We start from the raw sequence: 22,068 nt of genomic DNA, 5'->3' as shown, positions 1-22,068 counted from the left end.
ATCGGCGCCATAGACTGGCGCCCTCTCCATCAACAAGGCATTCCCCACCATGGCACTCGACACCTGGCTCATCTACCTGCTGGCGAGCATCGGCCTGTCGCTGACCCCAGGCCCCAACAGCCTGCTGGCCCTGACCCACGGTGCCCTGTATGGCGCACGCCGGACGTTGTTCACCATCATTGGCGGGGTGTTTGGCTTTAGCGCCCTGATTGCCTTGGCCATGTTCGGCCTCAGCGCATTGCTGCAGGCCTCGGCCTCGGTGCTGAGCGTGCTCAAGTGGGTGGGTGGCGCTTATCTGGTCTGGCTGGGTATCCAGCTGTGGCGCAGCCCGGGCCTGCACCTGGAACTGACCGCGCAAAGTGCGCGGCTGGGCAATGCCGGCCTGTTCCGCCAGGGCCTGCTGTCGGCCATGGCCAACCCCAAGGTGCTGCTGTTCTACGGCGCTTTCCTGCCGCAGTTCATCGACCCGCAGCGTGGGTTGCTGCTGCAGTTCGTGGTGATGGCGGCGACCTTTGCCAGTGTCGAGTTCCTGGTCGAATACCTGTTGGCACGCCTGGCGTTTCGCATCCGGCCATGGCTGGCCAAGGGCGGCAAGGGCTTCAACCGCTGCTGCGGCAGCCTGTTTGCCTTGATTGGTGTGGCGTTGCCGCTTGGGCGGTAGCGTCTGATACAGGCGTGTGCCGTTTTTTTTGTGGGAGCGGCCTTGCGTCGCGAAAGGGGTGCGAAGCGCCCCCACGATCTACGCATCACTTCAGAATTGCCGGGGCCGCTTTGCGGCCCTTTCGCGACACAAGGCCGCTCCCACAGGTGACCGCGCTACCATTCAACCCCGGCGCGCTTTGGTCAGGAAGATGATCAAGGCCACGCCCGGCAACCCCGCCCCCACCAGCGCCACACCCTGCCAGCCGAACTGGCTGAACACCGCACTGGCCACCGCCGAACCCAGCGCCCCACCCAGGAAGATGCTGGTCATGTACACCGCGTTCAGCCGCCCGCGGCTGGCCGGGTCCAGCGCGTACACTTCACGCTGGCCGATGACCATGTTCATCTGCACCGCAAAATCCAGCAGCACGCCAGTCAGGCCCAGGCCGATCACGCTGTAGCCCGGCACGGTCAGCCCCAGCAACAGTGCCGCCGGTGCCAGTAACAACGCCAACAGCGAACCGGCCCGGGCATGCCCGGCATCGGCCAGGCGGCCGGCCATGGGTGCGGCGACGGCGCCTACCGCGCCCACCAGGGCGAATACTGCGATCTGGCTCTGCGACAGGCCATGCTCGGTTGCCAGGGCCATCGGCACCGCCGTCCAGTACAGGCTGAACGCCGCGAACATCAACGCCTGGTACAGCGAGCGCTGGCGCAGCAAGGGATAACGGCGCAGCAGCGTGAGCAGCGACAGCATCAGCCCGGCATAGCTGGCCTTGTGCTCGGGCACCCGCCGCGGCAAGGTCAGGGCCAGCAGCAGGATGATCGCCAGCATCACCGCGGCAGCGCCAATGAACACCGCCCGCCAGCCGAAGTAGTCGGCCACCAGGCTGGACAACGGCCGCGCCAGCAGGATACCCAGCAGCAGGCCGCCCATGATGTTGCCGACCACCCGCCCACGCTGCTGCTCCGGCGCCAGGTGCGCCGCCAGCGGGATGAGCATCTGCACCGCCACGGAACTGAAACCGATCAGCAGTGCATAGCCGAGGAACAGCTGGCCCTGGCCGCTGCTGCTGGTGCCCGCCAGCAGCAGGCTGACGCAGGCCAGCACGGCGGTAGCCACCATCAAGCGGCGGTTTTCCAACAGGTCGGCCAGCGGTACCAACAACAGCAGGCCCAAGGCATAGCCAAGCTGCGTGAGCGAAACGATGAGGCTGGCATGCTCGGTGGACAGCCCCAGGTCCGGGGCGATCAGGCCGACGATGGGCTGGGCATAGTAGATATTGGCGACGATCGCGCCGCAGCAGAACGCCAGCAGGGCGACCAGAGCCCGGCTGAGGCCGGTGGCGGCAGGCTGCGCGGCGGCAAGGGAGGGATTCATGCGAGTGTCCTCGGCGATGGCTGGAATATGCCGGCCACCTTACCCAGACGCACTCCTGGCGAGAATCCAGCGCTGGCGCAACAGGGCTTTGCGCACTGCGCAACACTAGGTGCTGCGCTGCAACAGGTTTTCGCAAAAGTCGATAAAGGCATTCACCCGCCGTGAACCACGATGATTGGGCAGATACAAGGCGTTGATGCTGTCATTGGCAGCGCCGGGGCTGGCCTGCCAATCGGGGAACAGCCGCTGCAGGCGCCCGGCCGCCACATCCTCACGCACCAGCCAGTCGGCCAGCAGCGCGATGCCGCTGCCCGCCAGTGCGGTTTCGCGCAGCATGTCGGCATTGGCACTGCGCAACGGCCCGCTCACGTCCAGTTCCAGACTGTCCTGCCCACGGGCCAGGCGCCAGGGGCGGCTTTTCTGCCCGTAGCGAAAGCGCAGGCAGGCGTGCTCGAGCAGCTGCCGCGGATGCTCCAGCGCGTCACGCCCGGCCAGGTAGCCCGGGCTGGCCACCAGCCAACGCTGGAAGCGACCCAGCTGGCGGCATACCAGCTCGTCATTGGGCGAGGGGTCGCCCAGGCGGATCGACAGGTCATAGCGCCCGTCAAGCAGGTCATCCAGGCGGTCGCTGAGGTCGATGTCCAGCTCCAGAGCCGGATGTTGCGCCAGGAACGGCCCCAGGTGCGGGGCGATGACCCGCCTGCCGAACTCCACCGGCAAGCACAGGCGCAGCACACCGACAGGCTCCTCGCCCCGGTCGGCGACACTGGCATCGGCCTCGTCCAGGGCCTCGAAAATACCCCGCGCGCGCTCGTAATAACGGGCGCCGGCCTCGGTCAGGCTGACCTGGCGCGTGGAGCGGTTGAGCAAGGTGGCGCCCAACGCCGCTTCCAGGGCATCGACCAGGCGCGTCACCGACGATGTCGCCAGCCCAAGCTGGCGGGCGGCGGCAGAAAAGCCCTGGGCATCGACGGTGGCCACGAACATTTTCATCGCCAGGAGTTTGTCCATTTGTTGCCCGTCTTCCAAATCCCGGAAAGTTCTTACAAACAGCCGGGCCGGTCAAGAAGCGCGGCGCACGGCAATTGCGTCCATAGTGGAACTACCCCCTTCCAAGCGAGGTTTTCCATGATCCCGACCAACCTGCTGACTGCCCTGCCCCCTTGCGACCCCACCAGCTCCGAACGGGTCGACCAACTGCTCAGCCGCCCGGGTGTGCGTGTGGAGCGTATCGTTTCCAGCGGCCAGGCCAGCCCGCCCGGTTTCTGGTACGACCAGGCCGAAGGCGAATGGATCGTGCTGCTCAGTGGCGCCGCCGGCCTGCGCTTCGAGCACGAGAGCCATACCCGCCTGCTGGCGCCGGGCGATTGCCTGGACATCCCGCCGCATTACCGCCACCGCGTGGAATGGACCGCCCCCGGCACCGCCACCATCTGGCTCGCGGTGTTCTACAGCAGCGGCACTCCGTGGCCGGCGTGAATCCGGTAATCGAAAATCGAACGCGGGTTAACCAGCCGACATGAACACCCTGTTTACTGCAATTTTAAGTGCATGATCTAGACTTTTAGCCACACCTTGCAGAGTTCAACCCTGCGACAATCCGCCCCACAAAATTATGTACCAACTTGTTAATTAGCAAGCTAAGAGATTACACTGCACGCATTCCACCTGCTGAGATCCCTGGCATGAAAGAAACACCGCGCGCCTCTGGCGCCACAAACATCATCCTGGTCGGCCTGGGCGTGATCATCGCCCTGCTCGGCCTCCTCCTGGCTGCGGGCGGCGTCAAGCTGGCCGGCCTGGGCGGTTCCTGGTACTTCCTGATCGGCGGCCTGGCCATGGCCATCGCCGGCGTTCTCATCGCTCGCCGCAAGCCGGCTGGCGCCTGGCTGTACGCGGCGTTCCTGGTCGGCACTGCCATCTGGGCGCTGATCGACGCAGGTCTGGTGTTCTGGCCGCTGTTCTCGCGCCTGTTCATGTTCGGCGCAATCGGCATGGTGGTGGCACTGGTCTACCCGCTGCTGGCCCGCACCAATGGCACCAGCGCCGGCCGCGGTGCCTATGGCGTTGCCGGGGTGTTGGCCGTGCTGCTGGTGATCGCCGCCGGCAACATGTTCGTCGCCCACCCCAGCGTCGCCCCCACCGGCAAAGGCCCGGGCATGACCCCGGTCGAGGCCGGCAAGGCGCAGAAGGACTGGGCTCACTACGGCAACACCGAAGGTGGCAGCCGCTTCGCCGCGCTGGACCAGATCAACCGCGACAACGTCAACAAGCTGAAAGTGGCCTGGACCTACCGCACCGGTGACGTGGCGCTCAGCGACGGCAACGGCGCCGAAGACCAGCTGACCCCGCTGCAGGTCGGCAACAAGGTGTTCATCTGCACCCCGCACAACAACCTGATCGCCCTTGATGCCGACACCGGCAAAGAGCTGTGGAAGAACGCGATCAACGCCCAGTCCAAGGTCTGGCAGCGTTGCCGTGGCATGGCCTACTTCGACGCCACTGCCGCCATCGCCCAGCCGACCCAGCCGAACAGCTCGCCAATCACCGCGGCCAGCGTACCGGCCGGTGCCAACTGCCAGCGTCGCCTGCTGACCAACACCATCGATGGCCGCCTGATTGCCGTCGACGCCGACACCGGCGAGTTCTGCCAGGGCTTCGGCAACAACGGCCAGGTCGACCTCAAGGCCGGCCTGGGCGATGTGCCGGACTCCTACTACCAGCTGTCCTCGGCCCCACTGATGGCCGGTACCACCGTGGTGGTCGGCGGCCGCGTCGCCGACAACGTCCAGACCGACATGCCAGGCGGCGTGATCCGTGGTTTCGACGTGATCACGGGTGAAATGCGCTGGGCCTTCGACCCCGGCAACCCGGAAGATCGCCAGGCGCCGCAGGGCGACAGCACCTATGTGCGCAGCACCCCCAACAGCTGGGCCCCGATGTCCTACGACCCGGCGATGAATACCGTGTTCCTGCCGATGGGCTCGTCGTCCACCGACATCTACGGTGTCGAACGCAGCAAGCTGGACCACACCTATGGCGCTTCGGTACTGGCGCTGGACGCCACCACCGGCAACCAGAAGTGGGTGTTCCAGACCGTGCACAACGACCTGTGGGACTTCGACCTGCCGATGCAGCCGAGCCTGATCGATTTCACCAAGGACGACGGCCAGTCGGTACCTGCAGTGGTAATCGGCACCAAGGCCGGGCAGATCTACGTGCTCGACCGCGCCACCGGCAAGCCGCTGACCCAGGTCGACGAAGTACCGGTCAAGCCAAGCAACATCCCCAACGAGCCGTACTCGCCAACCCAGCCGAAGTCGGTGGGCATGCCGCAGATCGGCGCGCAGACCCTGACCGAATCGGACATGTGGGGCGCAACCCCGTACGACCAGCTGCTGTGCCGCATCGACTTCAAGAAAATGCGCTACGACGGCCTGTACACCGCGCCGGGCACCGACCTGTCGTTGAGCTTCCCGGGTTCGCTGGGCGGCATGAACTGGGGCAGCATTTCCACCGACCCGGTACATGGTTTCATCTTCGTCAACGACATGCGCCTGGGCCTGTGGATCCAGATGATCCCGTCGCAGAACAAGGGCGGTGCCGCTTCCGGTGGCGAAGCGCTGAATACCGGCATGGGTGCAGTACCGCTCAAGGGCACCCCGTATGCGGTGAACAAGAACCGCTTCCTGTCGGTGGCCGGCATTCCGTGCCAGGCGCCGCCATTCGGCACCCTGACCGCCATCGACATGAAGACCCGCCAGGTGGCGTGGCAGGTACCTGTGGGTACCGTCGAGGACACCGGCCCGCTCGGCATCCGCATGCACTTGCCGATCAAGATCGGCCTGCCGACCCTCGGCGGCACCCTGTCCACCCAGGGCGGCCTGGTGTTCATCGCCGGCACCCAGGACTTCTACCTGCGCGCCTACGACAGCAGCAACGGCAACGAAATCTGGAAGGCTCGCCTGCCAGTGGGCAGCCAGGGCGGCCCGATGACCTACGTTTCGCCGAAAACCGGCAAGCAGTACGTGGTGGTCACGGCTGGCGGCGCGCGCCAGTCGACTGACCGTGGCGATTACGTGATTTCTTACGCTCTGCCGTAAGACCGCGTCGCCTTCTTCGCGGGCACGCCCGCTCCCACAGGGACTGCACCGTCCGCTTGGGCAGTGATCATCCTGTGGGAGCGGGCTTGCCCGCGAACAGGCCCCAGAAAAGAATACGAGATTCAGCAATGCCATCCGCAATTCGCATCACCCCCACCCTGTTGCTGGCCCTCGCCAGCAGCACCGCCCTGGCCGACGGCGACCTGATGACCCGCAGCACCCTGACCGGTGACTGGGGCGGCCTGCGTCACCAGCTGGAAGAAGACGGCGTCAGGTTCACCGGCGACTACAGCGGCGAAACCGCCTACAACGCCCACGGTGGCCTGCACCGCTCGGCGCGCTACTCGCAAAACCTGAAACTGGGCGTGCAGTTCGACCTGTCGAAACTGTATGGCCTGGACAACGGCGGCAAGGTCCAGCTGACCATCAACGACCGCCGCGGCAACAGCGCCTCGGAAGACCTGGTGGGCAACCGCCTGCCGATCCAGGAAAACTTCGGTGGTCTGTACACCCGCCTGACCGAGCTGAGCTACGAGCGTACCCTGTTCACCCCGGCGCTCAACGTCAAGCTCGGCTACATGGCCATGGGCAACGACCTCGGCGGCCTGGACAGTGGCATCCTGTGCAACTTCATGAACGCCGGCTTCTGCGGCCACCCGCTGAACATGTCTGGCGGCAGTGGCTGGACCAATTACCCCAATGCCCACCTAGGCGTACGGGTGAAGTACGACCTGTCGCCATCCTGGCAACTGCGTGTGGCGGCGTTCAACGTCGACCCGGAAAGCAATGGCAACTCCAGCCGCGCCTGGCACCTGGGCCCCAAGCACACCACTGGCACCGTGGTACCGGTAGAGCTGGTCTACAAGCTGCAGGGCGAGCTGCCTGGCGAGTACAAACTGGGCTACTACTACGACAGCTCCGACGTGAAGCGCATCGGCAGCGACGAGGAAGTGTCCGGCCGTGGCGGCCACTACTTGCTGGTCGACCAGGCGGTGTGGAACGACCAGGGCTTGCCGGGCCGCAGCCTGCATGCCTTCGGCCAGTACTCGGCGTCGAGCAAGGCCGCATCGCCATTCACCAAGTGGTATGGCGCCGGCGTGGTGCTGTACAAGCCGTTCGCAGGCCGCCCGAAGGATACTGTGGCCCTGGGCTATGGCCGTGCCGTACCCAACCCGCGTAGCCGCGACGTGCTGGAAGATGCCGCGTTCGATGCCGGGCAGCAGTTCCCCGATATCGACAGCGGCGAGCAGCTGGTCGAGCTGAGCTATGGCTACCAGGCCACACCGTGGCTGAACCTGCGCCCGGATGTGCAGTACATCATCGAGCCGGGCGCGTTCTCCGGGAAGGACATCGACAACGCGCTGGTGGTTGGCCTGCAGGTCAAGGCTACCTTCTGAAACCTTGATTGGGGCTGCTCTGCAGCCCTTCGCGGGCACGCCCGCTCCCACAGGTGTATCACCGGCTATCCTGGCGGTGCTGTACCTGTGGGAGCGGGCGTGCCCGCGAAGAGGCCAGCGCAATCAACCCTGCCTGAGGTAATCCACCAACCTCAGCAACATGGCATCACACCCCCGCAACTGCTCGACGCTGACGAACTCATCCGGCTTGTGCCCCTGGTCCATGCTCCCGGGCCCACACACCACAGTCGGGATGCCCACCTGGTCGAACAGTCCACCTTCGGTACCAAACGCCACCGTACCGAACTCATCCGAACTACTGAGCAACGCCACCAGGCCAGCCGCCTCGCTATCCGCTGGCGTGGCCAGCCCCGGATACGCACTCAACGGCTGCAGGCGAATGGCGCTGGCGGCATTGACCTTGCGCATGCGCGGCAGCAGTTCGGCCTCGGCATAGGTTTGCAGCTGGTCGGCCACTGCCTGCGCCTCGAACCCCGGCAAAGCCCGTACTTCGAAATCGAATTCGCATTCCGCCGGCACGATGTTCAGCGCCCTGCCCCCTTTGATCACACCGGTCTGCACCGTGGAGAACGGTGGGTCGAAGCGCTCGTCGTGATGCTCCGGCAACGCCAGGGCATCACCAATATCACCCAGCTTGCCGATCAGCTTCGCCGCATACTCGATGGCATTCACCCCATACGGCGCGTACGCCGAGTGGCAGGCCGCACCATGCACCTGGCAACGCATCGCCAGCTTGCCCTTGTGCCCCAGCACCGGCTTGAGTTCGGTGGGTTCGCCAATCAGGCACAGCCGTGGCTTGTGCGGGCGCTGCTCCAGCGCGGCCAACATCGAGCGCACCCCCAGGCAGCCGACTTCCTCGTCGTAGGAGAACGCCAGGTGCACCGGCATGCGCAACGGCTGTGTGAGAAACGCCGGTACAGCCGCCAGTACCGAAGCGATGAAGCCCTTCATGTCGGCCGTGCCGCGGCCATACAGGCGCCCGTCGCGCTCACTCAGGGCAAACGGCTCGACTGTCCAGGCCTGGCCGTCCACCGGCACCACATCGGTATGCCCGGACAGCACCACGCCGCCAACGTCCCGGGGGCCGATGGTGGCGAACAGGTTGGCCTTGGTGCCTTCCGGGTTATGGAACAGTTCGCTTTCCACCCCCAGCTCGGCCAGGTAGTCGCGGATGAAGCTGATCAGTTCGAGGTTGGAATCCCGGCTGACCGTGGCAAAGCCGATCAGCCTGGCCAGCAGCGCGCGACTGGCAAATTCACTCATCGCCCGGCACCCCGTAGCTTGGCGCGGCAGTCGGGTTGAGGGCGCGGGTGACGTAGTCCTGCATCTGCGGCCGATATGCCTGCCACAGGCCATCGAGCACACCGATCGGGTCGGCTTCGGCCCAGTCCACACGCAGGTCCACCAGTGGCCAGGTCAGTTCGCCGGCAATCTTCAACGCCGCCGAGTGCACAGGCCCCGCCTCGCCACCTGCGGCCATCGCCGCGTGCATGGCCGCCAGCAGGCGGTCGGCCAGATGCCCGCCGGCTTGTTCAAAGGCCTGCACCATCGCCTCGATCACCTGGGTCGAGGCCAACAGGTTGCCTGCCGCCGCACATTGCTCACCGGCCACGGCGTGGTGGGTGCCCAGGGCTTCCTTGCCAGTGAACAGCGCGACCTGGCCATGGCTGTCGATCACCGTGAGCTGGCGATACTCGCTCCAGCCGTTGGCGCTCAGCACCCGGTCCAGCGCAGCGGCAGGCGGCAACTGGCCCTGTTCCAGGGCATCGAGAATCTGCGGGCCCAGCGCCGGCAAGGTGATGTTCTGGGTGGCGACCGCACCCACACCGGCACGCACCCACGGGCAGCGGGCGCCCACGGCGATGCTCGAAGAGCTGATGGCGATACCGACCTGGCCGGTTTCCTGGCAACGACCGATGATGGAAAAAGTCATGTCATGGTTCCTGTTGTGCTGTGCGATACACGGCATTCTGGGTTGAACCTTTCGGCCGGCGAAACGACCTTTTTCCGAGGGTTTGCAGAGGAAAAAACTATGACCACGAAACGTTCGGACAAAACCCTGGCACAGCTGCTGCTGGAACCGCTGCAGGCGGCAGGAATCAAAGCCTTCGCCGTTTTATCGGCAAGCCCCAGCTAAATACTATTTTCGCCATTTCCACGGCATCCCTAGTCTGGCCCCAGGCAACGGCGGTCCTCCAAACCGACCTGACAAAAACCGCCTGAACAAGGGCTCGGACATGACACTGAACAACCTCGAAATCGACACCCTCGTCGTCGGCGCCGGCCAGGCCGGCGTGGCCATGAGCGAACACCTGAGCAAGCTTGGCGTGCCGCACCTGGTGCTGGAGCGCAAGCGTATCGCCGAGGCCTGGCGCACCGGCCGCTGGGACTCGCTGGTGGCCAACGGCCCGGTCTGGCACGACCGCTTCCCGGGGCTGGAATTCAACCTCGACGCCGACGCCTTCGCCGGCAAGGACCAGGTGGCCGACTACTTCGAGCAGTACGTACGCAAGTACAACCTGCCCGTACGCACCGGCATCGAAGTGAAGAAAGTGCTGCGCAACAGCGACCGCCCCGGTTTTACCATCGAAACCAATGAAGGCGTGATTCGCGCCAACCGCGTGGTCGCCGCCACCGGCCCGTTCCAGAAGCCGGTGATCCCGGCCATCGCGCCGAAAGACAGCAACCTGCACCAGATCCACTCCGCTGCCTATTACAACCCCGAGCAGTTGCCAGAAGGCGCTGTGCTGGTGGTCGGCGCCGGCTCCTCGGGCGTGCAGATCGCCGAAGAACTGATGCGTGCCGGGCGCCATGTGTACCTCTCGGTCGGCGCCCACGATCGCCCGCCACGCGCTTACCGCAACCGCGACTTCTGCTGGTGGCTGGGCGTGCTGGGTGAGTGGGATGCGGAAATCGCCAAGCCTGGCCGCGAGCACGTGACCATTGCCGTCAGTGGCGCCCGTGGCGGCCACACCGTGGACTTCCGCGCCCTCGCCCACCAGGGCATGACCCTGGTCGGCCTGACCCAGTCGTTCGAGAACGGCGTAGCGCGCTTCCAGGACAACCTGGTCGAGAACATCAACCGCGGCGACGAAAACTACCTGGCCCTGCTCGATGCCGCCGATGCCTACATCGAACGCAACGGCCTGGACCTGCCGGAAGAGCCCGAAGCCCGCAAACGCCTGGCCGACCCGGAGTGCATGCGCAACCCGCTGCAGCAACTGGACCTGGCCAAGGCCGGCGTCACCAGCATCATCTGGGCCACCGGTTACGGTGTCGACTTCAGCTGGCTACAGGTCGACACCTTCGACGCCAACGGCAAGCCCCAGCACCAACGCGGCGTGGCCCGCGAGCCGGGCGTGTACTTCCTTGGCCTGCCGTGGCTGTCGCGTCGTGGCTCGTCGTTCATCTGGGGCGTGTGGCACGACGCCAAGCACGTCGCCGGCCACATCGCCACGCAACGCACCTATGCCGCCTACCGCGACCGCGAGCAACGCGCAGCGGATGAGCAGCAGCAACCCAAGATCAGCAACGTCAGCACCCTCGGAGCCCACTGATGCCTACTCATACCCGCATCCGCATGTTCAACACCAAGGCCACCTACCCCAACCAGACCCTGGACAACGACCTGTGCCAGGCGGTGCGCGCCGGCAACACCATCTACGTGCGCGGCCAGGTCGGCACCGACTTCGAAGGCAACCTGGTGGGCCTGGGTGACCCACGGGCGCAGGCCGAGCAGGCAATGAAGAACGTCAAGCAACTGCTCGAAGAAGCCGGCTCGGACCTGTCGCACATCGTCAAGACCACCACCTACATCACCGACCCGCGCTTCCGCGAGCCGGTGTACAAGGAGGTAGGCAAGTGGCTCAAGGGTGTGTTCCCGATTTCCACCGGTCTGGTGGTGGCCGGGTTGGCCCAGGCCGAGTGGCTGATGGAGATCGATGTGATCGCCGTGGTGCCAGATTCGGTCTGATCGATCGGTTCAACCTGTAGGAGCGGCCTTGTGTCGCGAAAGGGCCGCAACGCGGCCCCAGGATTGATGCGCAACACTTGAAATTGCTGGGGCTGCTTTGCAGCCCTTTCGCGACACAAGGCCGCTCCTACAGGGAACGCGCCCACTTTTGAAATGGGCTAGAAACCCACTGTCGCCGACAGCAGGTAGGTACGCGGCGTAGACAGCGTCAGCCCCGGCTCGCTGTCATCCGAAGCTCCGGCCGAGCTCCAGTAGCGGTCGTCCAGCACATTCTCGACACTGGCACGCAAGGTCACCTGAGTGGCATCCACCTTGAACGCATAACGCGCACCCACGTCGTAACGCTCCCAACCGTCGATCTGCTTGCTGTTGTTCTGGTCCAGGTACTGCGAGCTCGAGTGGATGCCCCGCGCCGTCAGGGTCAGGCCGTTCACCCCAGGCACATCCCATTCTGCGCCCAGGTTGACGTTGTACTCGGGCGTGGCCGGCGCGCGGTTGCCATCGTAGGCGCCACCGATGGTGTCGGTCAGTTCGCTGTCGATATACATCACCCCGCCCAGCACACGCACGCCTTGCACGGGCTCGCCAAACACGCTCAGTTCGATACCGCGGTTGTCGCGCTTGCCATTGGGGCCGAACACCCGCGATGTGGGGTTGGTTTCATAGGCGGGCTGGCGGATGCGGAAGGCACTGGCGGTAAAGGCGACCTGGCCCAGGTCGTACTTGGCCCCCACCTCGACCTGGCGGCTGGTGAACGGCGGGAAGATCTGGTCTTCGTTGACCGATGTCGACGGCGCAATCTTGCCCTGGCTCAGGCCCTCCATGTAGTTGGCATACAACGACAGCTGGTCGGTAACCTTGAGCAGCACGCCGCCCGAGGGCGACATCTTCTCTTCATCGTAGGCGGTATCCCCCTTGATGCCGTCGCTCCAGTCATCCACCTGCACCCGCTGCCAACGCGCGCCCAGGGTCAGCAGCAGGCGGTCGTCGAAGAAGCCCAGGGTGTCGGCCAGGGCCACGCCGGAAAAGCGGTTTTCCGTGTACACCTCGGGGTCGATGCGGGTTGGCGTGCCCGGTGTCGGCGTGGCCACCGGGTGGTAGAGGTTGCTGGGCGCCGAGGCATAGCGGGCGCCGCCGTTGGTGAAGTCCATGTAGAAGTAGGTGGCGGCCAGGTTCAGCTCGTGGCTGACCGGCCCGGTATGGAACCAGTTGCGCACGCCGGCCATGGCGGTACGCACGCTTTCATCCCGGGTGAAGTCGCGCGGCTGCACGGTGAAGTCGCCGGCATCGTTGCTGATGGACACGTTGTGGCGCAGGAAGTCATGGTTGCTCTTGCGCGCGCCGACCGCGCCATAGGCCAGCAGCGACTCGCTGATATCGTACTCGGCATGCAGCGCACCGAAGGTGTCGTTGGTGCGCGCCTTGCTCCAGGCCTGGGCGTAGTTGTGGCGTACGTCGTTGGCATCCGGCACCTTGGCATTGGCACCGACCAGCACCCGCTCCTGCGGTGCATCGGTATCGCGCTCGGTATGGCCAAGGTCCGCCGAAAGCCGCAGGCGCTCGCCACGAAAGTCCAGGCCCAACACCGCCATTTCACGTTCGACTCGCTGGTGGTCCCATTCGGTATCGCCCGCCTGTTTCACGCCATTGAAGCGCACGCCGAACTGCTGGCCTTCGCCAAAGCGCCGGCCAACGTCCACCGCACCGCCTGCCTGGCCGGCCGAGGCATAGCTGCCGGTAAACTCGGTGAGCGGCTGGTCGCCGGCTCGCTTGGGCTGCACATTGATGCCGCCGCCGACACTGCCTCGCGGCGAAATGCCGTTGATCAGTTGGCTGGGGCCTTTGATGATGTCGACCCGGTCGGCCATTTCCATGTCGATCGAGTAGGTCGGCAGGATGCCGTACAGGCCGTTGTAGGCCACATCACTGTTGAACAGGCTGAAGCCGCGAATGGTGAACTGCTCGAAGCGCCCACCCGCCGGGTTGGTGGCGCGTACCGATGGGTCGCTGGCGATCAGCTCGCCCAAGGTTCGCGCCTGCTGGTTCTTCACCAGTTCGCTGGTGTAGCTGGTGATGCTGAACGGGGTTTCCATGAAGTCGCGCGTGCCGAGCAGGCCCTGTGAACCCTGACGGGCCACCTGGCCACCGGCATAAGGTTGCGTTTCGTTGCCTGCGGCCAGGCCACCGACGATGCTGGTCGGGGCGATTTCAAGCGCACCACCCGCCTGGGGTGCCGGCATCAATGTGAAAGCGCCCTCGCCCACCGGCAGCAGCTGCAGGCCGCTGCCGCGCAACAGCTGGGTGAAGCCTTCGTCGACGCTGTAGCTGCCGGACAGGCCATTGCTCTGCCGGCCGTTGACCAGCGCCGGGTCCAGCGACAGGCTGACCCCGGCCTGATCGGCAAACTGGGTAAGTGCCGCACCAAGGTTTGCAGGCGGCACCTGATAGCTGCGCCGGGCGGGTTCTTCGGCCCAGGCCGGTGCACACAACAACAGGCTCATGGCGAACAACGGATGTGCCGCACGCGCCAGTGGGCGCAGGCGGCTGGACATGACAACAGGCATTGAACAAGGCTCCCCTTTATTTGCTCCTACCGGTAATGACCGGTGAGCGAAAAAAAGGGGACAGCATCATGCGCGATTTTCTCGCGCGGCCAGGCTCACCCAGTAACGCGTGCGCGTGTGCACCTGCAACGGCAGGCTGACGGCGAGCAAGGCCAGCACCCGGTCGGTGTCGTCGAGGCGGAACGTACCGGTCACGCGCAGGGCCTCCAGTTCGGGCGCCCAGCGCAGCACGCCGGGGCGGTACCTGCGCAGCTCGTGCAGCAGCTCGCCCAAGGGGCGATCCTCCAGCCGCAGTACCCCTTCGCGCCAGCCCAGCAGCCATGCGTCCAGGCCGGTGACAGGGCCAACCCCGACCACTTGCAGGCTGGCCTGCTGCCCGGCCTGCAGCAGCAGCGCCGGGCCTTGCCGCGGCTGCAGGTTGGCCGTGCCCTTGAGCACCGATACCCGGCAAGCCTGATCGACCAGGCGCAAGCACACCTCGCCAGCATCCAGCGCGACCTGGCCATAGGGCACCTGCAACGTCAGGCTCAGGTTGCCGGGCAACCTGACTGCCACTTCGCCACGCAGCAATGTCAGGCGACGCGCGCCCAGGTCGATATCCACCGCACTGTCGGTGTTCAACTGCACGAATGTGCCATCGCTCAGCAGCACCTGCCGGCGCTCCCCGACCGCGGTGCGCATGTCGGCGACCCAGGCCTCCAGCGGCAGTTCGCGGCTTGCCAGCCAGGCCGCCGGCAACAATGCAGCCACGCCCAGGGCCTGCTTGAGCAGCGCCCGGCGGCCGCTATCCGGGCGGTCCAGGGTGGCCATGGCCAATGCGCCGGGTAGCGCGGAAAAGCGCTGGCGCAACAGCAGTGCCTTTTGCCAGGCGTGTTCGTGCAAGGTGCTGCTGGTGCGCCATTGTTCCAGGCGCTGCAGGTCACCCTCGCTGGCAGCGCCAGAGTCCACCAGCGCCAGCCAGCGCGCGGCGGCCTGCAGTGCCTCGCGGGTTTCGGGGGAATGGCTGGTCATTACAGTTCAGCCAGCAGGCAATGCTCGTAGGCCTGCGCCATGTAGCGTTTGACCGAGCGCTCGCAAACACCCAGGCGCTTGCCGATCTCGGCATAGCCCAGGCCCTCCAGCTGGCTCCAGAGAAAAGCCTTGCGTACCGGCGCCTTGAGGCCGTCGAGCAACTCGTCGAGGGCTTGCAGGGTTTCCAGCAGTACCCAACGCTGCTCTGGCGAGGGCACATGCTGCTCGGGCAACTGCGCCAGTGCATCGAGGTAGGCTTGTTCCAGGCTGCGCCGCTGGTGGAAGTTGCTCAGCAGGCGCTTGCCCACGGTCAGCAGGTAGGCACGCGGTTCGCGAATGTCTGCCAGCGGCTGGGCGCTGGCCAGGATACGCAGGAAGGTATCCTGGCTGAGGTCGGCGGCATCCCAGGCATTGCCCATGCGCCGCCGCAGCCAGGTTTCCAGCCAGCCGCGGTGTTCCCGGTACAGGGCAGGCAGGCTATGCTCCGGTGGCGGCGCGGCGTCGATCATGGGGAAGGCCCTGTGGTGGCGTAAATAAGATTAATTCTAATTTACAGTACACCACAGAACCAAGCGGTTTGTTACCAGTCAGGCAATCGCCGCATCCACCAGCACTTGCGCTTCCTGCACCAGGCGCTGCAGGTGCGCCTCGTCGATGAAGCTTTCGGCGTAGATCTTGTAGATATCCTCGGTGCCCGAAGGGCGCGCGGCGAACCAGCCATTGGCGGTCATCACCTTCAGCCCGCCGATCGCCTGGCCGTTGCCCGGTGCATGGCTGAGGATCTGCACGATCGGCTCACCCGCCAGCTCGGTCGACTTCACCTGCTCCGGCGCCAGCTTGCTCAGCAAAGCCTTCTGCCGGGCATCGGCCTTGGCTTCGACACGGGTGGCGAACGGCTTGCCCAGCGCCTCGGTCAGGTCGGCGTAGGCCTGGCTCGGGTTGCGCCCGGTGCGGGCGGTCATCTCGGCAGCCAGCAAGGCCGGGATCAGCCCGTCCTTGTCGGTGGCCCAGACCGAGCCATCGCGGCGCAGGAACGAAGCCCCCGCACTTTCCTCGCCACCAAAGCCCAGCGTGCCGTCGAACAGGCCCTGGGCGAAGAACTTGAAGCCCACCGGTACTTCGTACAGTTCACGGCCCAGGCGCTGGGTGACGCGATCGATCAGGCCACTGGACACCACGGTCTTGCCGACGGCGGCATCGCTGCGCCATTGCGGGCGGTGGCGGTACAGGTAGTCGATGGCCACGGCCAGGTAGTTGTTCGGCTGTAGCAGGCCATCGGGGGTGACGATGCCATGGCGATCGTGGTCCGGGTCGCAGGCGAAGGCCACGTCGAAGCGTTCGCGCAGGCCGATCAGGCCCTGCATGGCATAGGGCGAGGAAGGGTCCATGCGGATCTGGCCGTCCCAGTCGACAGTCATGAAGCGGAAGGTCGGGTCGACCTCGGTGTTCACCACTTCCAGGTCGAGCTGGTAATGCTTGGCGATCGCCGACCAGTAGCGCACCCCTGCCCCGCCCAGCGGATCGACGCCCAGGCGCAGCTTGGCAGCGCGGATGACGTCGAAGTCGATGACGTTTTCCAGGTCGGCCACGTAGTTGCTCACGTAGTCATGACGCTGGGTGGTGGATGCCAGCAGCGCCTGGGCATGGTCCATGCGCTTGACGCCCGCCAGGTCAGCAGCCAGCAGTTCGTTGGCCTTGGCCTCGATCCACTTGGTCACGTCGCTGTCGGCTGGGCCGCCATTGGGCGGGTTGTACTTGAAGCCACCGCTTTGCGGCGGGTTGTGCGACGGGGTGATGACGATGCCGTCGGCCAGGCCCTGCTCGCGGCCACGGTTATGGCAGAGGATGGCATGGGAAACCGCTGGTGTTGGCGTGTATTCGTCGTCCTTGGACAGCATTACCTGCACGCCATTGGCAGCCAGCACTTCCAGGGCGCTGGCGGTAGCCGGTGCCGACAGTGCGTGGGTGTCGGCGCCGATGAACAGCGGGCCATCGATGCCCTTCTCCTGGCGATACAGGCAGATGGCCTGGGTAATGGCCAGGACGTGGTACTCGTTGAAGCTCAATTCAAGCGAAGTGCCACGGTGCCCCGAGGTGCCGAAGGCCACCCGCTGGGCCGCCACGGCAGCGTCGGGGCGGCCGGTGTAGTAGGCGGTGAGCAGTCGGGGAATATCGACCAGCACGCTGGCCGGAGCCGGCTTGCCTGCCAAAGGACTGAGCGTCATGCAGTAACCTCGAGTTCAACGGATGTTGGTGTTGGAGCGTGCAGTGTACTGAGAGTTGCAATGCCGCGCGATGGGCGGCAGCAAAGAATCAGTGAGCACACCGCATACCCTGTGGGAGCGGCTTTAGCCGCGAAGAATCCAACGCGGTGCATGGCACCGGCTGCGCCGGTGTTCGCGGCTAAAGCCGCTCCCACAGGGTACTTGCCAGCCACCGCGGTGGCTGCTTCGCGGGCTCGCCCGCTCCCACAATGGACCCGCGCATGTCCCTCATCTCTGTAATGACCGGCTAGAGTGGTAGCCATACCCCCGAAAACGAGGCCCCATGGCTTTCCACCGCCTGACCCACACCCACCCGCGCCTGAGCATCGCCACTGTGGTCGGCCTGCTCGGCGCCTGGCTGATCCCCGCCAGCGACAGCGTGCAGCACATCCTCGCCGGCTGGAATCTTGGCGTATGGCTGTACCTGCTGCTGGTGCTCTACCTGACCTTGAGCGCCAATGCGGAAAAGGTACGCAAGGTCGCCCGCGTCGAAGACGAAAACGCCGGCCTGGTCCTGCTCACCGTGTGCATCGCCGCCATCGCCAGCCTCGCCGCCGTCACCCTGCAACTGGTGTCCAGCCGTGGCCTGCAAGGCACGGCGCTGGTCGTGCACTACCTCTACACCGGCCTGACCGTGGCCGGTTCCTGGCTGTTGATCGGCTGCATTTTCAGCCTGCACTACGCGCGGCTGTTCTATACCGGACAAAACCACGAACCGCCGCTGCGCTTCGCCGATGGCGAACGCAACCCCGATTACTGGGACTTCCACTATTTCTCGTTCACCATCAGCGTGGCGGTACAAACCTCCGACGTGGGCGTCGCTGGGCGGGGCCTACGGCGGGTGGTGCTGGCGCATTCGCTAGTGGGGTTCGTATTCAATACGGCGATTTTGGGGTTCACCATCAACATCGCTGCTGGCCTGCTGGGCTGAGCTTCCCATCAATTCTGCTAGTTGCAACCGTTCGGCCCACCAAGAGACTCTTGATGGCCGAAGTGTAAAAGGGTTAAGCCATGAAAACGGCTGGTTCGAAAAGTTTGCTGATTCAAGCCGACACCGCAAGTACGATCATGGGCACGGCTGCAACGCCATCGCAACAGGTGTATTCACCTTATGGGGTTAGTAAGCCGAATTCCGTTGAAAGCTTGTTAGGTTTTACTGGAGCTCTCTATGACGCTGCTTTCAGAACCTATTCGCTTGGAAATGGCCATAGAGTCTATAGCCCTTTACTAATGCGCTTTTACCAACCAGACAGCTTTTCGCCTTTCCATTACGGCGGTCTGAACTGTTATGTCTACTGCCAAGATGACCCTATAAATTTCACCGATCCAACGGGCCGTTTCAAAATGCCGCGTCGACCAATGGCACAGGCCAGAACAAATGGCGTCCCGAAAAATAGCTTCCGCCCACCCCAAGGTTTTACTACCCAACGCCCTCGCAGAGTTCAACAAAGGGCCGAGCAACGACAGCAGCAACGAGCACAACGCCCGCAGGACCGGCCGCAAAGAGAGCCACAAGATAATCACCAGGCCCCGCAGCCGCACCAAGCTCCGGAAATGAACCTTGCACAACTGATGCAAATGATGGATCAGGCCGTCTTGCAGGCACAGAATATCGGCCTCCAGGCTGTAATCACTCAACAAGTCCACCCTGCTGAGCTAACTCTCGGGGGCATGACGCTCGCCATGTCAGGAGCTTCAATCCTGGAGACGGTCGTTACATGGATGACGACGGGAACCATCAGGAATCCCATGGATACTACCTCTGCGATGGCAAACTACTCGCCCGGTTATTCACTTCAACGTCCTCCCGTGGGCTGAGGAGCAATGCCGCTCGTCCGAAAGTACCATGTCACAGTATCAATTGCCCCTGCAGAGTTCATCGGAATATCTGCCGCCATCGCACGCGGAAAACGTTTGCCAGAGCGCCGGTCTCCAAGTTGCCGTCCCTCACAAGGATGTGACCGCTGTCATGCATTAGCACATTTGTCGTATTTGCAGCCGAGAATACTCCGTGACAGGTGCTATGGTTACTTTCCCGGCGGTCGCATCGATGTGGCCACCCGCTCACCACGTCCAGGTACGAACAAGGAGGCTGGCATGAACAAGATGACGTTCCCCAACGCCTGCCAGGTGATGCGCTGGCATTTCCACCCGCTGGGCTTCGAAGCCAGCATGGATGCGCCACGCAGCATGGTCGCGCGGCTGTTCGACCGCGCCACCGGCGAAACCCTGCTGGCGATTGCCGGCATCCCCTGCTCGGCAATCATGGCGGCCGCCGACGTAGAGCGCATCATCGAGGCCGTCGAGGCGGAGATGGATACTTTCATGCCCGCCTTCACCCTGCGCGACGCAGTCTAGCCCACTGCCGTACTTTCCTGGCGCATGGCCTGCAACTTGCCCATGAACTGCTCGGCCGGCACCGGCTGGCCCAGCAGGTAGCCCTGCAGCGAATCGCAGCCCAGGCGGGTCAGGAAGTCCTGCTGCCTGTCAGTCTCCACCCCTTCGGCAACGATGCGCAGCCCCAGCGCCTGGCCCAGCGCCACGATTGCCGAAACGATCGCCGCATCATCGCTGTCCTGCTCCAGGTCGCGCACGAAACCGCGGTCGATCTTCAGCTCGTTGGCCGGCAGGCGCTTGAGGTACATCAGGCTGGAATAACCGGTGCCGAAGTCATCGATGGACAGGTCCACGCCCATGTCGGACAACCGTTGCAGCACCGTAAGGCTGGCATCGGCGTCGTGCATGGCGGTGGTTTCGGTAATTTCCAGGGTCAGGCAGTTGGCCGGCAGGCTGTTCTGCTGCAGGGCTCGGGCCACGCTGTCGACCAGCCCGGCATGGCAGAACTGGATGGCCGACAGGTTCACCGCCATGCGCCAGCCGTGGTGCCCTTGGTCCAGCCACTGACGCATCTGCCGGCAAGCCTCGATGAGCACCCATTCGCCAATGGGAATGATCAGGCCGGTCTTTTCTGCCAGGCCGATGAAACGGTCGGGCAGCAACAGGCCCTGCTGCGGGTGCTCCCAGCGCAGCAAGGCCTCGGCACCGATCGGCTGGCAATTCTGGGCGTCGAACTTGGGCTGGTAGTGCAGGCGGAACTGGCGCTGCTCCAGGGCCTGGCGCAGGTCCTGCAGTAGCTGCAATTGCTGGCGGGCGTTGCTGTTCATCGACGCGTCGAAGAAACTGTAGCCATTCTTGCCGGCGCTCTTGGCGTGATACATGGCAGCGTCGGCATTGCGCAGCAGCTCATGCTGGTCCAGGCCATTGCCCGGGTACAGGACGATGCCCAGGCTCGCTGTCAGCTGCAGGTCATGCTCGGCCACGCGGAATGGCCGTGACACCAGGTTGACCTGCTTGACCGCCACATCCATGGCATCGTTCGGCTCGCGCAGCTCCACCAGCAGCACGAATTCGTCGCCGCCGATGCGCGCCAGCGTGTCCTGGCTGTGCAGGTGCCCGCGCAGGCGCGCCGCCACGGCCTTGAGCAGCAAGTCGCCGATGTGGTGGCCGAAGGCATCGTTGACTGGCTTGAAGCCGTCCAGGTCGATGAACATCAGGGCAAAGCAGCCGCCCTGCTCCGCTACCTTGGCAATGGCCTGCTCGATGCGGTCGGCCAGCAACGTACGGTTGGGCAGGTCGGTGAGCGTGTCGTGCAGGGCCAGCTGGGTCAGTTCCTGGTTGGCCAGGGTCAGCGAGCGGGCCAGCTCGGCGGTGCGTGCCTCCAGGCGGGCATCCAGTACCGAGGTGAGCAAGGCCACCGCCAGTACCGCCAGCGTGGTGATCAGCACCAGGTAGACCAGGCCGTCGCCTTGCAGGCCTCCCGCTGCCAGCGCACCGCAGAAGCTGCCTTCGGGGAAATTCGCCGCGGCCATGCCGGTGTAGTGCATGCCAACGATGGCAAAGCCCATCACCACTGCCGCCAGGCCGCGAATCTGCCTCACATAAGGAGTATGCGCACGCAGCCGGAAGGCGATCCACAACGCCGCTGCCGAGGCGGCCACGGCAATCAGCAGCGAGGCCCCGAACAGCGTCGGGTCATAGGCGATGCCCGGCAGCATGCGCAGCGCGGCCATACCGGTGTAGTGCATGCAGGCAATGCCGGTGCCCATGATCAGTGCGCCAAATGCCAATTGCTGCCACGGCAGGCTCGGCTGGCTGACCAGCCACAAGGCAAAGCCCGAGGACAACACGGCAATCAGCAGCGAGAACGCGGTCAGGGCAAGGTCGTAGCCCAGGTCGATGGGCAGGCTGAAGGCGAGCATGCCGATGAAGTGCATCGACCACACGCCGATGCCCATGGCCAACGCGCCCCCCCCCATCCACAGGCAGGCAGCCCGGCCTTTGGCCGTGGCGATGCGGCCGGTCAGGTCAAGGGCTGTATAGGACGCCAGGATCGCCACGCACAGCGAAATCAACACCAGCGAAGAGGAGTAGCTACCGGTCAGCATCGAGAGTTCCAGCGGGGCGGGAAGCCCGGAAAAAGCTGACGATTGTACTCAAGGTCAGGCGAAACGCACGGGGTTTTTGCGAATGGGAATGGATCCAAAGGGAAGACGCTATACGGCCTCGCAGAAATGCACTCTCTTTTGTGGGAGCGGCCTTGTGTCGCGAAAGGGCTGCGAAGCAGCCCCAGCAATATCAGCCATTGTGCCGAGAACCTGGGGCCGCTTTGCGGCCCTTTCGCGACACAAGGCCGCTCCCACAAAGCACTGCCA

General features: G+C 64.6%; 19 protein-coding genes. 10 read left to right on the top strand and 9 right to left on the bottom strand.

Translation table 11 applies throughout. The features are described 5' to 3' along the window. Positions 1-49: 49 nt before the first annotated feature. On the top strand, positions 50-661 hold the full coding sequence (locus MJ643_RS02470) for a LysE family transporter (protein WP_004376275.1): 612 nt from the start codon (positions 50-52) through the stop codon (positions 659-661). A 162-nt stretch (positions 662-823) separates the two neighbouring features. On the opposite strand, the gene MJ643_RS02465 is transcribed toward MJ643_RS02470, so the two are convergent. Then, positions 824-2,023 carry an MFS transporter gene (locus MJ643_RS02465; protein ID WP_013972960.1) on the bottom strand — a complete coding sequence of 400 codons (1,200 nt, stop codon included), beginning with the start codon at positions 2,021-2,023 and terminating at the stop codon, positions 824-826. Between the two features lie 105 nt (positions 2,024-2,128). Further along, complete coding sequence (locus tag MJ643_RS02460) at positions 2,129-3,034, bottom strand: LysR family transcriptional regulator (protein WP_013972961.1); 906 nt, start codon at positions 3,032-3,034, stop codon at positions 2,129-2,131. A gap of 117 nt (positions 3,035-3,151) precedes the next feature. Here MJ643_RS02460 and MJ643_RS02455 point away from each other — a divergent pair, with 117 nt between their 5' ends. The 3 genes from MJ643_RS02455 (at position 3,152) to MJ643_RS02445 (ending at position 7,523) form a co-directional block, all read left to right on the top strand. After that, positions 3,152-3,502: a cupin gene (locus MJ643_RS02455; RefSeq protein ID WP_013972962.1), complete on the top strand. Its 351-nt coding sequence runs from the start codon at positions 3,152-3,154 to the stop codon at positions 3,500-3,502. Positions 3,503-3,708: 206 nt separating this feature from the next. Next, on the top strand, positions 3,709-6,126 hold the full coding sequence (locus MJ643_RS02450; RefSeq protein WP_196185091.1) for a glucose/quinate/shikimate family membrane-bound PQQ-dependent dehydrogenase: 2,418 nt from the start codon (positions 3,709-3,711) through the stop codon (positions 6,124-6,126). A gap of 128 nt (positions 6,127-6,254) precedes the next feature. Beyond that, positions 6,255-7,523, top strand: coding sequence for a carbohydrate porin (locus tag MJ643_RS02445; protein WP_013972964.1), 1,269 nt, complete (start codon positions 6,255-6,257; stop codon positions 7,521-7,523). 123 nt (positions 7,524-7,646) lie between these two features. Here the strand turns inward: MJ643_RS02445 and argE are convergent, their stop codons facing one another. Together argE and MJ643_RS02435 are read right to left on the bottom strand one after the other, a co-directional pair. Continuing rightward, positions 7,647-8,807, bottom strand: a complete 1,161-nt coding sequence (gene argE, locus MJ643_RS02440; protein ID WP_013972965.1) for an acetylornithine deacetylase — start codon at positions 8,805-8,807, stop codon at positions 7,647-7,649. Next, positions 8,800-9,477, bottom strand: coding sequence for a DUF1028 domain-containing protein (locus MJ643_RS02435; protein WP_013972966.1), 678 nt, complete (start codon positions 9,475-9,477; stop codon positions 8,800-8,802). Before MJ643_RS02435 ends, argE begins: the two co-directional genes overlap by 8 nt. Positions 9,478-9,480: 3 nt before the next feature. Here MJ643_RS02435 and MJ643_RS02430 point away from each other — a divergent pair, with 3 nt between their 5' ends. The 3 genes from MJ643_RS02430 (at position 9,481) to MJ643_RS02420 (ending at position 11,517) form a co-directional block, all read left to right on the top strand. Beyond that, complete coding sequence (locus tag MJ643_RS02430; RefSeq protein ID WP_156155234.1) at positions 9,481-9,681, top strand: hypothetical protein; 201 nt, start codon at positions 9,481-9,483, stop codon at positions 9,679-9,681. A 100-nt stretch (positions 9,682-9,781) separates the two neighbouring features. Further along, positions 9,782-11,101: an NAD(P)/FAD-dependent oxidoreductase gene (locus MJ643_RS02425; RefSeq protein WP_038409763.1), complete on the top strand. Its 1,320-nt coding sequence runs from the start codon at positions 9,782-9,784 to the stop codon at positions 11,099-11,101. Then, the gene (locus tag MJ643_RS02420; protein ID WP_015270679.1) at positions 11,101-11,517 is read left to right on the top strand and encodes a RidA family protein; all 417 of its coding nucleotides are present in this window, start codon (positions 11,101-11,103) and stop codon (positions 11,515-11,517) included. The genes MJ643_RS02425 and MJ643_RS02420 overlap by 1 nt, the downstream gene beginning before the upstream one ends. A gap of 158 nt (positions 11,518-11,675) precedes the next feature. On the opposite strand, the gene MJ643_RS02415 is transcribed toward MJ643_RS02420, so the two are convergent. The 4 genes from MJ643_RS02415 to pgm all read right to left on the bottom strand — a co-directional run bounded on the left by MJ643_RS02415 (position 11,676) and on the right by pgm (position 17,317). Next, positions 11,676-14,081, bottom strand: a complete 2,406-nt coding sequence (locus MJ643_RS02415; RefSeq protein WP_023662601.1) for a TonB-dependent receptor — start codon at positions 14,079-14,081, stop codon at positions 11,676-11,678. Positions 14,082-14,147: 66 nt separating this feature from the next. Continuing rightward, positions 14,148-15,092 (bottom strand): FecR domain-containing protein, encoded by a 945-nt coding sequence (locus MJ643_RS02410; protein ID WP_196184937.1) that lies wholly within the window; start codon positions 15,090-15,092, stop codon positions 14,148-14,150. Beyond that, the gene (locus MJ643_RS02405; RefSeq protein WP_013972971.1) at positions 15,092-15,601 is read right to left on the bottom strand and encodes a sigma-70 family RNA polymerase sigma factor; all 510 of its coding nucleotides are present in this window, start codon (positions 15,599-15,601) and stop codon (positions 15,092-15,094) included. The genes MJ643_RS02410 and MJ643_RS02405 overlap by 1 nt, the downstream gene beginning before the upstream one ends. A gap of 78 nt (positions 15,602-15,679) precedes the next feature. Further along, positions 15,680-17,317 (bottom strand): phosphoglucomutase (alpha-D-glucose-1,6-bisphosphate-dependent), encoded by a 1,638-nt coding sequence (gene pgm / locus MJ643_RS02400; protein ID WP_024087281.1) that lies wholly within the window; start codon positions 17,315-17,317, stop codon positions 15,680-15,682. A gap of 322 nt (positions 17,318-17,639) precedes the next feature. Here pgm and MJ643_RS02395 point away from each other — a divergent pair, with 322 nt between their 5' ends. The 3 genes from MJ643_RS02395 to MJ643_RS02385 all read left to right on the top strand — a co-directional run bounded on the left by MJ643_RS02395 (position 17,640) and on the right by MJ643_RS02385 (position 19,714). Continuing rightward, positions 17,640-18,287: a DUF1345 domain-containing protein gene (locus tag MJ643_RS02395; protein WP_013972973.1), complete on the top strand. Its 648-nt coding sequence runs from the start codon at positions 17,640-17,642 to the stop codon at positions 18,285-18,287. Positions 18,288-18,367: 80 nt separating this feature from the next. Then, the gene (locus MJ643_RS02390) at positions 18,368-19,174 is read left to right on the top strand and encodes an RHS repeat-associated core domain-containing protein (protein WP_080563789.1); all 807 of its coding nucleotides are present in this window, start codon (positions 18,368-18,370) and stop codon (positions 19,172-19,174) included. Between the two features lie 279 nt (positions 19,175-19,453). Further along, complete coding sequence (locus tag MJ643_RS02385) at positions 19,454-19,714, top strand: DUF1652 domain-containing protein (protein ID WP_013972974.1); 261 nt, start codon at positions 19,454-19,456, stop codon at positions 19,712-19,714. On the opposite strand, the gene MJ643_RS02380 is transcribed toward MJ643_RS02385, so the two are convergent. Beyond that, positions 19,711-21,801: an EAL domain-containing protein gene (locus tag MJ643_RS02380; protein WP_013972975.1), complete on the bottom strand. Its 2,091-nt coding sequence runs from the start codon at positions 21,799-21,801 to the stop codon at positions 19,711-19,713. The genes MJ643_RS02385 and MJ643_RS02380 overlap by 4 nt on opposite strands. Positions 21,802-22,068 lie beyond the last annotated feature (267 nt).

Origin of the sequence: Pseudomonas sp. PNPG3 (genome assembly GCF_023093815.1) — a bacterium.
GTDB lineage: Bacteria > Pseudomonadota > Gammaproteobacteria > Pseudomonadales > Pseudomonadaceae > Aquipseudomonas > Aquipseudomonas asiatica.
This window is presented reverse-complemented; position numbering and strand designations above follow the sequence as displayed.

Bases quoted from the DNA above. Each gene is read 5' to 3' on its own strand.
- MJ643_RS02470 (WP_004376275.1), top strand. From the start codon at position 50: ATGGCACTCGACACCTGGCTCATCTACCTGCTGGCGAGCATCGGCCTG.
- MJ643_RS02465 (WP_013972960.1), bottom strand. From the start codon at position 2,023: ATGAATCCCTCCCTTGCCGCCGCGCAGCCTGCCGCCACCGGCCTCAGC.
- MJ643_RS02460 (WP_013972961.1), bottom strand. From the start codon at position 3,034: ATGGACAAACTCCTGGCGATGAAAATGTTCGTGGCCACCGTCGATGCC.
- MJ643_RS02455 (WP_013972962.1), top strand. From the start codon at position 3,152: ATGATCCCGACCAACCTGCTGACTGCCCTGCCCCCTTGCGACCCCACC.
- MJ643_RS02450 (WP_196185091.1), top strand. From the start codon at position 3,709: ATGAAAGAAACACCGCGCGCCTCTGGCGCCACAAACATCATCCTGGTC.
- MJ643_RS02445 (WP_013972964.1), top strand. From the start codon at position 6,255: ATGCCATCCGCAATTCGCATCACCCCCACCCTGTTGCTGGCCCTCGCC.
- argE (WP_013972965.1), bottom strand. From the start codon at position 8,807: ATGAGTGAATTTGCCAGTCGCGCGCTGCTGGCCAGGCTGATCGGCTTT.
- MJ643_RS02435 (WP_013972966.1), bottom strand. From the start codon at position 9,477: ATGACTTTTTCCATCATCGGTCGTTGCCAGGAAACCGGCCAGGTCGGT.
- MJ643_RS02430 (WP_156155234.1), top strand. From the start codon at position 9,481: ATGGTTCCTGTTGTGCTGTGCGATACACGGCATTCTGGGTTGAACCTT.
- MJ643_RS02425 (WP_038409763.1), top strand. From the start codon at position 9,782: ATGACACTGAACAACCTCGAAATCGACACCCTCGTCGTCGGCGCCGGC.
- MJ643_RS02420 (WP_015270679.1), top strand. From the start codon at position 11,101: ATGCCTACTCATACCCGCATCCGCATGTTCAACACCAAGGCCACCTAC.
- MJ643_RS02415 (WP_023662601.1), bottom strand. From the start codon at position 14,081: ATGCCTGTTGTCATGTCCAGCCGCCTGCGCCCACTGGCGCGTGCGGCA.
- MJ643_RS02410 (WP_196184937.1), bottom strand. From the start codon at position 15,092: ATGACCAGCCATTCCCCCGAAACCCGCGAGGCACTGCAGGCCGCCGCG.
- MJ643_RS02405 (WP_013972971.1), bottom strand. From the start codon at position 15,601: ATGATCGACGCCGCGCCGCCACCGGAGCATAGCCTGCCTGCCCTGTAC.
- pgm (WP_024087281.1), bottom strand. From the start codon at position 17,317: ATGACGCTCAGTCCTTTGGCAGGCAAGCCGGCTCCGGCCAGCGTGCTG.
- MJ643_RS02395 (WP_013972973.1), top strand. From the start codon at position 17,640: ATGGCTTTCCACCGCCTGACCCACACCCACCCGCGCCTGAGCATCGCC.
- MJ643_RS02390 (WP_080563789.1), top strand. From the start codon at position 18,368: ATGAAAACGGCTGGTTCGAAAAGTTTGCTGATTCAAGCCGACACCGCA.
- MJ643_RS02385 (WP_013972974.1), top strand. From the start codon at position 19,454: ATGAACAAGATGACGTTCCCCAACGCCTGCCAGGTGATGCGCTGGCAT.
- MJ643_RS02380 (WP_013972975.1), bottom strand. From the start codon at position 21,801: ATGCTGACCGGTAGCTACTCCTCTTCGCTGGTGTTGATTTCGCTGTGC.